Source organism: Prosthecobacter sp. (assembly GCF_044232965.1).
Lineage (GTDB): Bacteria > Verrucomicrobiota > Verrucomicrobiia > Verrucomicrobiales > Verrucomicrobiaceae > Prosthecobacter.
In genome coordinates this window covers 64,572-76,771 of sequence record NZ_JBIIKX010000005.1, presented here as the reverse complement: position 1 = coordinate 76,771, position 12,200 = coordinate 64,572, and the positions used below count along the sequence as shown (strand labels likewise).

The 12,200-nt window shown below is 61.1% G+C and carries 7 protein-coding genes; 2 read left to right on the top strand and 5 right to left on the bottom strand.

All coding sequences use genetic code 11. From position 1 onward, the window contains the following. Positions 1-17: 17 nt before the first annotated feature. Positions 18-1,280, bottom strand: coding sequence for a Glu/Leu/Phe/Val dehydrogenase (locus ACILSI_RS03775; RefSeq protein WP_395720511.1), 1,263 nt, complete (start codon positions 1,278-1,280; stop codon positions 18-20). A 100-nt stretch (positions 1,281-1,380) separates the two neighbouring features. Here ACILSI_RS03775 and deoC point away from each other — a divergent pair, with 100 nt between their 5' ends. Continuing rightward, complete coding sequence (gene deoC, locus ACILSI_RS03770) at positions 1,381-2,319, top strand: deoxyribose-phosphate aldolase (protein ID WP_395720510.1); 939 nt, start codon at positions 1,381-1,383, stop codon at positions 2,317-2,319. A gap of 11 nt (positions 2,320-2,330) precedes the next feature. Here the strand turns inward: deoC and gltB are convergent, their stop codons facing one another. Both gltB and ACILSI_RS03760 read right to left on the bottom strand, forming a co-directional pair. Next, positions 2,331-6,905 carry a glutamate synthase large subunit gene (gene gltB, locus ACILSI_RS03765; RefSeq protein ID WP_395720509.1) on the bottom strand — a complete coding sequence of 1,525 codons (4,575 nt, stop codon included), beginning with the start codon at positions 6,903-6,905 and terminating at the stop codon, positions 2,331-2,333. Positions 6,906-7,026: 121 nt separating this feature from the next. Continuing rightward, the gene (locus ACILSI_RS03760) at positions 7,027-8,181 is read right to left on the bottom strand and encodes a M20 family metallopeptidase (protein WP_395720508.1); all 1,155 of its coding nucleotides are present in this window, start codon (positions 8,179-8,181) and stop codon (positions 7,027-7,029) included. Between the two features lie 145 nt (positions 8,182-8,326). On the opposite strand from ACILSI_RS03760, the gene ACILSI_RS03755 reads away from it, so the two are divergent. Further along, a complete protein-coding gene (locus tag ACILSI_RS03755) occupies positions 8,327-9,082 on the top strand; it encodes a c-type cytochrome (RefSeq protein WP_395720507.1) in 756 nt (251 codons plus the stop codon). Here the strand turns inward: ACILSI_RS03755 and ACILSI_RS03750 are convergent, their stop codons facing one another. Both ACILSI_RS03750 and ACILSI_RS03745 read right to left on the bottom strand, forming a co-directional pair. Beyond that, positions 9,083-10,372 (bottom strand): DUF1501 domain-containing protein, encoded by a 1,290-nt coding sequence (locus tag ACILSI_RS03750; protein ID WP_395720506.1) that lies wholly within the window; start codon positions 10,370-10,372, stop codon positions 9,083-9,085. It lies immediately after the preceding gene. A 90-nt stretch (positions 10,373-10,462) separates the two neighbouring features. Beyond that, positions 10,463-12,124: a DUF1549 domain-containing protein gene (locus tag ACILSI_RS03745; protein ID WP_395720505.1), complete on the bottom strand. Its 1,662-nt coding sequence runs from the start codon at positions 12,122-12,124 to the stop codon at positions 10,463-10,465. Positions 12,125-12,200: the final 76 nt, after the last annotated feature.

The following is a 12,200-nucleotide window of genomic DNA, read 5'->3' as shown; positions in this document are numbered from 1 at the left end:
GGCGAGCCTGCCTCATGTCACGGAAACAGCCCGCGGATCTGCTTCGCGTCATGCACGCGTTTGATGCCTAGGCTGAGCGCGGCGAAGCGCATGCTGACGTTGCGCTTGCGGCTCATGGTGAGCGTTTGCACGAAGGCTTGTTCGAGGATGCGGTAGAGTTTGCTCATCACCTCGCCTTCGTCCCAGAAGAAGCTCTGCAAGTCCTGCACCCATTCGAAGTAGGAGACGATCACGCCGCCGGCGTTGCAGAGGATGTCGGGAATCACGAAGATTTCCGGTCGCTGCGAGATGATCGCATCCGCCTCGGGCGTGGTGGGGCCGTTCGCGCCTTCGGCGAGGATGCGGCATTGGATCTTCGCGGCGTTGTCAGCGGTGATTTGACGTTCGAGGGCGGCGGGAACGAGGATGTCGCAGGGCGTGACGAGCAGTTGCTCGTTGGTGATCGGCTCCGCGCCGTCAAAACCGACGATGCTGCGTGTTTTGGCGACGTGCTCGTCGAGTTTGCCCAGGTCGATGCCGTTGGCGTTGAACAAGCCGCCGAACGCATCACTCACGGCGATGATCTTGAGGCCCATGCGTGACAGCGATGCCGCAGCGACCGCGCCGACGTTACCGTAACCTTGTACCACCGCAGTGGCTCCACTGGCGGCAATGCCGAGCGTGTCCATCGCGCGAGAAATGAGATACGCCACGCCGCGTCCCGTCGATTCACGACGTCCGAGCGAACCGCCGATGCTCACAGGCTTGCCGGTGACGACCGCAGGCACGCAATGGCCGGTTTGCAGCGAGTAGGTGTCCATCATCCACGCCATTGTCTGCTCGTTCGTGCCCATGTCCGGCGCGGGGATGTCGATCTGCGGGCCGATGAAAGGGATTAGCTCCTGCGTGTAGCGACGTGTCACGCGTTCCAGTTCACCGACCGAAAGCTCACGCGGATTGCAGGCCACGCCGCCCTTGGCTCCGCCATAGGGCAGACCGGTGAGCGCACATTTCCAACTCATCCACATCGCAAGAGCCGCCACTTCGCCGAGCGTCACGTCATGGTGAAAACGCACGCCACCTTTCGTGGGTCCGAGTGTCAGGTGATGCTGCACGCGATAGCCCATGAAAACCGTGGTGGTGCCATCATCACGCCGCACCGGCATGGCCACGCTCACGGAGCGTTTGGGCATCTTCAGGCGGTCGCGTGCGTTTTCGGGAATCTCCAGAAAGTCGGCCACCAGATCAAACTGCTGGCAGGCCATGCGGAAAACGGGCGTGTCATAGACTTGGGGAATCATGTTGCTCATGGTGTGCTGAATTACGCCGCTGGCTGGATTTTTGCCACACGCTAAAATTGGTATCTTGACAGCGCTGCCTGCGTCCGAACAACATCACTTCATGCCCGCTGCCAAAGCCCCCGCAAGCCTCCGCCGACTTTTCGATGAGATCGGCACGGTCGATTATGTCGGCATCGAGGAACGCGTGGCGAAATACACGACTCGTAGCATCAAAAATAAGTCGAAGGTCTTCGGCCTGCGCCTTGCTGTCACGATGGTCGATTTAACCACGCTTGAGGGCAAAGACACGCCCGGCAAGGTCGCTTCGCTCTGCCAAAAAGCGCTCACACCGCATGATGTCGGTGACATTCCCTCCACCGCTGCTGTCTGCGTCTATCCGGCGATGGTAAAGCACGCGAAGAAGCACGTCGGCGGCACCCAGGTGAAGATCGCCTCCGTCGCCACATCCTTCCCGAGCGGTCAGGCTCCGCTCAAGACGCGTCTCGCCGAGGTTCATGCCGCCGTGAACGACGGAGCCGATGAAATCGACATGGTGATCAACCGCGGTGCTTTTCTCGCGGGTGAATTCGGCCGCATGCAGGATGAAATCGCCGCCGTGGTCGAGGCCTGTGGTAAAGCGACGCTCAAGGTCATTCTTGAAGTCAGCGAACTCGAAACCTACGACAACATCCGCGCCGCCAGCTTCCTGGCCATGCGCGTGATTCGCCCGAACGACTTTATCAAAACCAGCACCGGAAAAACTTCATCGAACGCCACGCTCGGCAACAATCAGGTCATGCTGGAGGCCATTCGCGATCATTTTCTCGCCACCGGCGTCCCCATCGCCATGAAACCCGCTGGCGGCATTCGCACCGCCAAGCAAGCGCTGCATTTTCTCATCGCGGTGAAGGAAACGCTCGGCGACGAATGGCTGAGCAACCGCCGCTACCGCTTCGGTGCCTCCGCCTTGCTCAACGACCTCGTGCGCCAGCTCGAAAAAGAACGCACCGGAGCCTATCAAGCCCCCTGGAAATTCAGCGACGCGACAGAGGGTTACTGATCGTCCTTGTTTCAAGCCGCAGCAGGAACTGCTGCCGCTGCTGGCTCCGATTCTTCCACGGGAAAGGCCACGGGCACTGCCTTGCTGGTGACGCGGATGAATTTGGGTTCATAAGCGGCCCAGTTCTCCAGGATGTCCTTGGCGCGAGCGCTGTCGGTCTTTTCGAGGTGGTCGAAGATGAGTTTCTTGAGCTGGTTGATGTCCTCGGGATCACTGAGCTTGTCGCCCTTGATCATCTCGGCGTTGTGAAGCTTGGCGAAGCTGTCGGTTTCATCGAGCAGGTAGGCGACTCCGCCGCTCATGCCAGCGCCGAAGTTTTTGCCGAAGCTGCCGAGCACCACGACGGTGCCGCCGGTCATGTATTCGCAGCCGTGGTCGCCGATGCCTTCAACGATGGCGGTGGCACCGGAGTTGCGGACGCAAAAGCGCTCACCGGCGCGACCTGCGGCGTAAAGACTGCCGCTGGTGGCTCCATACATCACGGTGTTGCCCATGATGCTGTTTTCCCAGGTCTTGTACTCAGCGCTGATGCGCGGGCCGGGTTTGAGGATGAGTTCGGCCCCGCACAGGCCTTTGCCGACGTAATCGTTCGCCTCGCCGATGAGCGTGAGTTTGAGGCCGCCGCAGGTGAAGGCGGCGAAACTCTGACCAGCGCTGCCTTCGAGCGTGACATCCACCGTGCCAGGCGCGAGGCCGTGATTGCCGTGGTTGAAGGCGATCTGGCCGCTGAGCTTCGTGCCGATGTTGCGGAAGGTGTTCTTCACCTTGTAGCGCAGCGGGCGCACCTTCATGCCGTCGCTGATGGCAAACTGAGCCTCCTGAATGATGCGGTCATCCAGCGGATGCTGGTCGAGACCGTCATTACGATTCATCTGGCAGATGCGGGAGGAGTCCTGGCCGAGATCGCTGCCGACATCGCGCAGGATGCGGTCAAGCTTGAGCAGATTGGCCTTCGGATGGCCGGGGACTTCGCGTTGCTTCAAAAACTCGGGCCTGCCAATCATCTCATCCATCGTGCGCACGCCGAGGCTGGCCATGATCTCGCGGACTTCTTGCGCGACGGCGTTGAAGAAGTTCACGATCTGATCCGGCGTGCCTTTGAATTTGGCGCGGAACTTCGGATCGGTCGTGGCGACGCCGACAGGGCAGTTGTTCAAATGGCACTGGCGCACATACACGCAGCCGAGGGCGATGAGTGCGATGGTGCCGAAGTTGAACTCCTCCGCGCCGAGAATCGCGGCGATGGCGATGTCACGTCCGTTGCGCAAACCACCGTCGGTGCGCAGTGTGATGCGCTCACGCAGACCATTGAGCATCAAAACCTGCTGCGCTTCGGCCAGACCGAGTTCCCAGGGCAAGCCGGCATGTTTGATGGATGACAACGGACTCGCGCCCGTGCCGCCTTCGTGGCCGGAGATGAGAATGATGTCCGCGTTCGCCTTTGCGACTCCGGCGGCGATGGTGCCGACACCGTTTTCCGCGACGAGCTTCACGCACACGCGGGCACGCGGGTTCGCTTCCTTCAAGTCGTGAATCAACTGCGCCAGATCCTCAATGGAATAGATGTCGTGATGCGGCGGCGGGCTGATGAGCATGACGCCGGGCGTGGTGTTGCGCAGCCGGGCGATCATGCGGTTCACCTTCATCGCCGGAAGTTGACCACCTTCGCCGGGCTTTGCACCCTGGGCCATTTTGATCTCCAGTTCCCACGCGTTCGCGAGATATTCCGCCGTGACGCCGAAACGTCCGCTGGCGACCTGCTTGATCTTCGAGTTCGCCCAATCACCATTTTCATAGGGCTTGAAGCGCTTCGGATCTTCGCCGCCTTCACCGCTGTCGGACTTGCCGCCGATGCGGTTCATCGCGATGGCGAGTGCTTCGTGCGCCTCGGGTGAGATAGCACCGAGGGACATCGCCGCCGTGGTGAAACGCACGCGGATGTCCTCAATCGGCTCCACCTCGTCGATGGAGATCGGGCCTTCCTCGCCGGGCACGAACTCAAACAAGTCCTTCAAGGCCGTAGGCGTGTTTTCCAATGCGGCCTTCACATAGGTCTCGTAGTCCTCGTGTTTGCCGCTCTTGACGAAGGTGTGGAAGTTCTTGATCACCGGTCCGGTGACGGAGTGCATCTCGCCTTTCTGACGTGGGCGGTAATAACCCGGATCACCGAGGTCGATGCTGGTCTGTCCTTCAGGCAAAGCGGTGCCGTAACCTGCCGCATGGCGTGCGAGGGCTTCTCCCGCGATCTCCTTGAAGCCGATGCCGCTGATCTGGCTGGCGGTGCCGATGAAGGCAGCCTGCATCACTTCCTCTCCGATGCCGACGGCTTCAAAAATCTGCGCGCCGGTGTAGCTGCTGAGCACGGAGATGCCCATCTTGCTCATGATCTTGAGCACGCCTTTTTCGAGGCCTTTGCGGTAGTTCGTCACGGCCTTGGCGAAGTCCATGCCATCGAGCTGCGGCTTTTTCGCCATTTTGTCTTGCTCCACGATCTCGCGGATCGTTTCAAAGGCCAGATACGGGCAGACCGCGCTCGCGCCGAAGCCGAACAAGCAGGCCATCTGATGCGTGTCGCGTGCCTCGCCGGTGTCGATGACCAAGCTGAGCCGCATGCGGATTTTGCGGCGGTTCAGGTGGTGATGCACCGCTCCGGTGGCCAGCAGCGCGGGAATCGCGGCGCGTTCATGATCGAGCGCCCGGTCACTGAGGATGAGGATCTGGACACGATCCTTCGCGGCCTTTTCAGCCTCCTGGCAGAGCCGATCCAGCGCGTGCTGCATGCCGTCCGTGCCTTCGGCAATCGGCCATGTCGTGTCGAGGATGCGGTGCGGGTAATCCGGCAGCGCTTTGAGCGAGGTGAGCTCGTTTTCAAACAGGAAAGGCGAGTTCAGATGCACCACCTTCGCGTGCTCGGGAGTCTCGCCGAGCCAGTTGCGCTGCGAACCGAGTACGACATCGAGGCTCATCACCGCGCGTTCGCGGATCGGATCAATCGGCGGATTCGTAACCTGTGCGAAAAGCTGACGGAAATACGAGGTCAGCAGGCGTGGCCGCGTGGACAGCACGCTCAGCGCCGCGTCATCGCCCATAGAGTAAGTGGCCTCCTCGCCCTTCGCGAGCACGGGCGTGAAGGACATGTCGAGTTCCTCCTTTGTGTAGCCGAAAGCGGCCTGCTTTTGCGACAGCGTGAGGATGTCGAGATCGCCTGCGGGCAGTTCGGGCGCGAGCGTGGTGAGGCTGGTGCGATTGTTGAGCCATTCGCCGTAAGGCTTGCGGCTGGCGAGATCGGCCTTGATTTCGTCATTGAAACGCACACGACCGCGCATGACGTCGATCTCCAGCATCTCGCCGGGCGCGAGGCGGCCTTTGCGCAGCACTTTGGCGTCGTCGATGGGCACGATGCCGACTTCGGAGCCGAGGGCGAAGATGCCGTCGCTCGTGAGCTTCCAGCGGCTCGGGCGCAGGCCATTTCGGTCCAGACTGGCGACCACACTGAGTCCGTTCGTGAACACCAGCGCCGCCGGGCCGTCCCACGGCTCGCTGAAGCACTCGTGATACTCGTAAAACGCCTTCAACTCGGCTGAGGTCGTCGGATCGATGCCATACGCGCTTGGCACCAGCATCGCCAGCGCATGCACAGGATCGCGGCCGCTTTGTACCAGCAAATCCAGCGCCGCATCGAGACTGGCGCTGTCGCTTTGGCCCTTGGTGATGAGTTCCTTTAAAAGCTGCTCCTCGCCTTCCCAGACGACGTTTTCAAAGTCGCTCGCGCGGCTGTTGAGCCAGTTGCGATTGCCGCGCACGGTGTTGATCTCACCGTTGTGCGCCAGCGTGCGGAAGGGATGTGACAGCGCCCAGGTGGGGAAGGTGTTGGTGCTGAAGCGCTGATGGAAAATCGCAAACGCGGTCTCGTAATCGTCGCTCTGGAGGTCGGTGTAGAACTTCTGCAACGAGGATGGCAGCAGCAGCGCCTTATAGACAATCGTGCGATGCGAGAATGAGGCGATGTAAAAGTCCGCCAGCTTGTGAATGCGCGCCTTGAGCCGCATCTCGCGACGGATCAGATAAAGCTGACGCTCGAACGGATTGTCATCCATGCCCTCCGGCCGGGCGACGAGCAGTTGCTGGATCACAGGCATGGTGAGGCGTGCCTTGTGGCCCAACTCGTTCGGATTCACCGGCACATCGCGCCAGCCGATGACCTGGATGTCGCGGTTCCGCAGCAGCCCCTCGGCCAGCAGGTGGATTTTCATCCGCTCCGTCTGGTCCGTGGGCATGAAAAACACGCCGACAGCGAGATCCATCGGGTGATCCAGCTCGAAGTGCATCTCGTCGATAAAAGGCTGGAAAATCTTGTGCGGGATCTGCGTCAGCACTCCCGCGCCATCCCCGGTCACCCGGTCCGCATCCACCGCGCCGCGATGCTGTACGTTGCAGACGCCGTTGATTGCCAGGTCCAAAATGGCCCGCGAGCGCTTTCCCTCGATGTTCGCCACAAAACCGACCCCGCAGGCGTCTTTTTCGTTCTCGATGTGGTGAAGGCTGCCTTCGTTCGGGATGTCCAGGTCGTAAAAGGGGTATTTCATGGCGGCAAACCCCAGGCGGGCCGTCAACCGACCGGCATGGGGCATGGAGATTGGCTGGGTTGAGCCTGATCGCAATAGCAGGTTCAGGGCCGGATTTGTTGCCAAATAAATACGCCTCGTTTTAGCCCGCCAGACTGCTCAAAAACCGCCTGAAAAAGTCCACCCCGGCCTCTAGATCGCTCACGGCGATGAATTCGTCCTTCGTGTGCGCTTGCGCGATCGAACCGGGGCCGATGGCGATGGCGGGCGTGCCCGCTGCGGCGAGGAAGGCGGCGTCGCAGAACCACGGTGCGCCGGTCAACTCGGCGCCAGCGGCGATCAGTTTCTGCACGAAGGGATTCGCGGGGTCGGTGTCGAGGTGGAAGGCCTCGCTGGCGACGGTGACGCGAGCGGATGCGTCGATGCGTTGCACAAAATCCGTCAACAATGCGAGCGCGCCTCCCGCCCGCTGTAAGCCGGGCGTGGTGCGGATGTCCACGCGGAGTTTGCAAGCATCGGCCACGATGTTGCTGCGCGTGCCGCCTTGGATCATGCCGAGATTGATCGTGCTGACGCCGAGCCATTCGTCAGCACCACTGGCTTCGGCCAAAAGTTCGCGGAAGTCAGAGTCCAGCGCGGCGACGAGTTTCGCCATCTTCACAATGGCGTTCACGCCGAGTTCAGGCGTCGCGCCATGCACGGCGACGCCGCTTGTATGCACATCGGCCCACAGGCAGCCTTTGTGGCGAAACACGGTCTTCAAACTCGTCGGTTCGCCAATGATGGCGAGGTCGTAGCGCCCGTGATGCTTTGCGAAATGCTGTGAGCCGAGTTGGGCGCTTTCCTCGGACATGAAACCGGCGAAATGCACCTCTACCGGCAGATTCGGGATCTCATCGCGCATTTTGTGCAGCGCCCACAGGAACGAGGCCATCGGGCCTTTGGTGTCCGAGGCACCGCGCCCCCAGACTTTGCCATCGCGGAGTTCACCGCCAAACGGATCAATGGTCATGCCGCCAACGCTCACCGTGTCTGTGTGCGGCGCGAAGAGGATGCGTGGCTTTGGTGCGCCATCTGGGCTCGGATTCGTGGGAAAACGGCCGATTACGTTGGGGCGGCCAGGCTCGACCTCGTCGAGAAACGCCTCGGCACCTGAGGCTTCGAGAAACTCAGCGATGAAGCGCGCGCACCTTTCCTCGCCGATGCCGTCGGTGCCGGGATCACCGTCAGGATTCACCGACGGGATGCGCACGAGGGCCTGGGTGAGTTCGACGACGTTTTTCGGCAGCGCGGACATGGCGGCAGGAACGCACAGGCCGGAACGAAGCGCAAGCACGCGCCGGATTTGTCCCGCAGTGCGCGGATTTTGGCAAAGAAGGCCCTGCGGCAGGTTCCTTGCGGCATTGTTGTAATCCGCGTGCAACTTACCGCGTTTCACGACCATGAAAATCAAGCGCCACCATCTCGCCTTCGTGCTTTTGAGCATCAGCGCAGCGGTTTTGCAGGCCGCCGACCCTGCTGTGCCGGTGGTGGTGCCGACGAAGGCCACGGATGGCAAAACGATCTTCCAAACCGTCTGCGCCCAATGCCACGGCAACAATGGCGAAGGGAAGGCGGAGTTGAAGTCCCCCTCAATCGCCAGCCTGCCCTCGTGGTATGTGAACACCCAGTTCACCAATTTTCGCGAAGGCCGTCGCGGTCATGACGCCGCCGATCCGCAGTCCTTCATGATGGCCACGATTGCGAAGGCGCTGCAACCGGAGCAGATCAAGGCGGTGGTCGAGCATGTCGAAAAGATGGCCATGGTCGTGCCGCAGGGCCAAAATCGTGAAATGGCCGAGGCCAGCGCCCAGGCGGGCATGCAACTGTTTCAAGAACGCTGCATGGAGTGTCACCGCTACAACGCCAGCGGCGAAATGGCCTTTGGCAGCCCGCCGCTGCTCGGCCGCCAGGGCTGGTATCTGGCCGATCAACTCAAAAAATTCAAAACCGGCAAACGTGGCACCCATAAAAGTGACGTGAACGGGGCGAAGATGGTGCAGATCACCAACTTCTTCATCGAGGACGACCAGATGCTACGCGACGTGGTGGCCTACATCATGACGCTCAATCCCGACCCCAGCGCCTCCAAGGAGCAGCAGGACAAGCAGATCATCGAAGGCAGCCCGTTTGAGGCGGTGAAAACGGCGGAACGTTGATCACGCCTTCAATTCACCCACCACCTCGCCTTTGCTCAGCGCTATGGGCCGACCGATGGGCGTCATGATTTCCTTGCTGGAGTCGATTCCGAGCAGGTCCTGCACGGTGGCGTGCAAATCTTCGACGAAGACCGGCTTCTCCGGCTCCTTTTTCACACCTTCGGGATCGGTGGAACCCATGACGCGCCCTCCCGCGAAACCGCCGCCCGCCACGAGCATGCTGAAGCCATGCGGCCAGTGATCGCGGCCACCAACGTTGTTGATCTTCGGGGTGCGGCCAAACTCGCCACCACAGACGACAACGGTGCTCTCCAACAGGCCCAGCCGTTTCAAATCGCGGATCAACGAGGCGTAGGCCGCGTCGAGAATTTTCACCTGTGTTGCCTGCCCTTCGAAATTGTTCGCGTGCGTGTCCCAGCCGTTGAGCGTGACCTCGACGCAGCGCACACCGGCTTGAATCAAACGCACCGCCGCGAGGCAGCCGCGACCAAACGGTGTGTCGCCATACGCGGCGAGTTCCTTTGCGGGCACGTCGCTCACGTTGAAGGCCTTCAACTGATCCGAAGTCATCATGCTGCGTGCCCGCTGCATGGAAACCTGATGCAGCGTCTTGTCCTGATCGAGATTCGGCGCACGCCCTTGTGCGAAGGCTTGTTCCACGACGGACAGGCTCTCCAGGCGGCGGTCCATGCGCTTGTCTTCAACGCGGGCCTTCACATCCGGCACCGGAGATTTGGGGTCGTACATTTGGAAGGCGTCATACTTTGCCCCGAAAAAGCCGCCGCGTGCCGGCCACTGGTTCGGCAGGATGGAGACATGCGTCGGAATCTCGATCTTCGCCTCTGGCAGCTCATGGCAGACGATGGCGCCGATGCTGGGATGAATGAGCGTGGGATCGGGGCGGTAGCCGGTCTTGATGTTGTAGAAGGCACGCTCGTGGTCGCCTTCCTTGCTTACCATGGAGCGAATGAGCGACACGTCCTGCATCACACTGGCGGTTTGTTCGAGTCCCGTGGCAAATTCGACACCCTTGATTGCCGTGGGGATCGTTTTGACACCTCCGCCGATCTTCGTGGTGGGATGCGGATCAAACGTGTCGAGCTGGCTCGCGGCTCCGCCAAGCCAAAGCAGGATCACGGAGCGCGCCGGCTTGCCCTTCGGCGCTTTTTCCGTCTCCACAGCCAGCAGATCCGCCATCGGCGTGAGCCAGGAGAGACCGGCAATGCCTGTGCCGCGAAGAAGCGAGCGACGCGTGTGGTGGGAGCGGCTTTGGCAGGGAGAGGTGTTCATGAAATGACGAAATCAGAATGAGGAATGACGAACCGGGAAATCAGATGGCGATTGGAGCTTGGGGCATTCATTCGTCATTCCCGCGCAGCGCTAGTGGTTCCAGGAAAACTCGGTGGCGTTCATGAGCGTCCAGTAGAGGTCGGACATCGCATTGCTGCGTGAGTTGGTGCTTTTGGCGGTGGCGAGGAGGCCGGTGAAGTGATCCGCCTCCGGCGCGGTGGGACGACGCGTGAAAATCGAAAGGTACGCGGCCTCCACCGCTGTGGCGTCGTTGGGCGCGAGCATGCCGATGCGGGTGCCCGCATTGATCAGCGGATTGCCGCGAGTGTTGTCGGTTACCATGTTGCCGTTCATGAGCAGCAGACGCTGCGGGATGGTGCCGCCGCCATCGTCAAAGTTGTCCTCGCCGGAGTCACCGTAGCGTTTGACGAAGTTCGCCACGTCGAGATCGCGCTTAATGCGAAAAACGACATGTGCTTCCGAGTCGATGGTGCTCAGCGACGCGGCCTGGATGACACTGCCGGCCATCTGCTCCGGCCGCAGGCGTGTCACTGGAAAAGCCGCCCAGCATTTCTCCGCTTCCTCGGTCACGGGATGCGCCGGGTCAGCGGAGCGGCTGGACTGCTGGAAGACACGCGTCGCGACGATGACGCGAATGAGCCGATGCAGATCGAAGTTGTGCGCAGTCAAATCATCTGCCAGCGCCTCCATGCCTGGTGGGAACGGCCCTTCGAGCGGAATGTCATCCACCGGCGTGATGAGCGGACGGTTGAAAAGCAGCGCCCACAGGCGGTTCACGAGCGTGCGTGCGAAGGGCTTGTTCTCCTTTGCCGTGACCCAGTGAGCAAGCCGCTCGCGTGGCGTGCCTTTTTGCGGGAGCAACTCCGGCTTCCACGGCACCATGGCAGGAACGACTTCCTCGTCGGTCTTGCCGAGATAGCGTGTCTTGTATTTCTGCTTCGGATCATCGCGCAGGCCATTCAGCTCGAACTTCGCCTGCCCGAAGTAAGCGGCCAGCGTGTGGAAATCCGACTGCTTCCAGGTGCTGCCGAGCTTGCCATCGTGACACTGCACGCAGTCCATCTGCACCCCGAGGAAGGCCCGGCTCACGCGGGCGGCCAGCTTCGCCTCGTCAGGACCTTTGTTGTTCATCTGGTTCGTCACCGTGACAAAGTTCACCTCCGGGTTCGTCGTCCAGATGCCTTGCGCATTGATCAATGAGCGGGCGACTTGATCATACGGACGGTTCTGCTGGATCGAATCGCTCAGCCAGTCCACCAAGCGGCGGCGGCGATAGATGAGAAAGGGGCCGTTCTCGATCCCGACATACACGCGCACGAGCCGCTCTGCGAGGTAGTCACTCGTGCGACGGTCAGGCAGCAGATGCGAAAGCCACCACTGCGCCGCATCGGTTCCCTTCAGCGACTTCAGCATGCGCACCTCCTGCAACGATGGGATGCTGCCCGTCAGTGCCAGCGACAGACGGCGCGCCACCGTGAGGTCATCCGCACGCGGAGCCGGCTGGAGCTGCTTCTGCGACCAGTCTTTTTCAAAATCCGCGTCCACCGCCTTGGCTGTCGTTTGGATGTCCGCCAGTGCGGCCTTGGACAAGCCGACATGACTGCTGGCATGCATCACGGGCGGCGTCAGCAGCTCTGCGATGCCCCACGCCGCGCCCGCAGCCAGCGCCCCGAGGATGACGGCATTGCGCAGCCAGAGCAGCCAGCTTGAGGACGTTTGGGCGGAGTTCATGACAATGCGCTTCGATTGAGCCTGTCTCTAACACACGGTTGGAGCATCGGTTTCCTCGCGATCTTTGCAACAATCC

Coding starts and splice junctions, on each gene's coding strand:
- ACILSI_RS03745 (WP_395720505.1), bottom strand. CDS start 12,124: ATGAACTCCGCCCAAACGTCCTCAAGCTGGCTGCTCTGGCTGCGCAAT.
- ACILSI_RS03775 (WP_395720511.1), bottom strand. CDS start 1,280: ATGATTCCCCAAGTCTATGACACGCCCGTTTTCCGCATGGCCTGCCAG.
- ACILSI_RS03755 (WP_395720507.1), top strand. CDS start 8,327: ATGAAAATCAAGCGCCACCATCTCGCCTTCGTGCTTTTGAGCATCAGC.
- gltB (WP_395720509.1), bottom strand. CDS start 6,905: ATGAAATACCCCTTTTACGACCTGGACATCCCGAACGAAGGCAGCCTT.
- ACILSI_RS03750 (WP_395720506.1), bottom strand. CDS start 10,372: ATGAACACCTCTCCCTGCCAAAGCCGCTCCCACCACACGCGTCGCTCG.
- deoC (WP_395720510.1), top strand. CDS start 1,381: ATGCCCGCTGCCAAAGCCCCCGCAAGCCTCCGCCGACTTTTCGATGAG.
- ACILSI_RS03760 (WP_395720508.1), bottom strand. CDS start 8,181: ATGTCCGCGCTGCCGAAAAACGTCGTCGAACTCACCCAGGCCCTCGTG.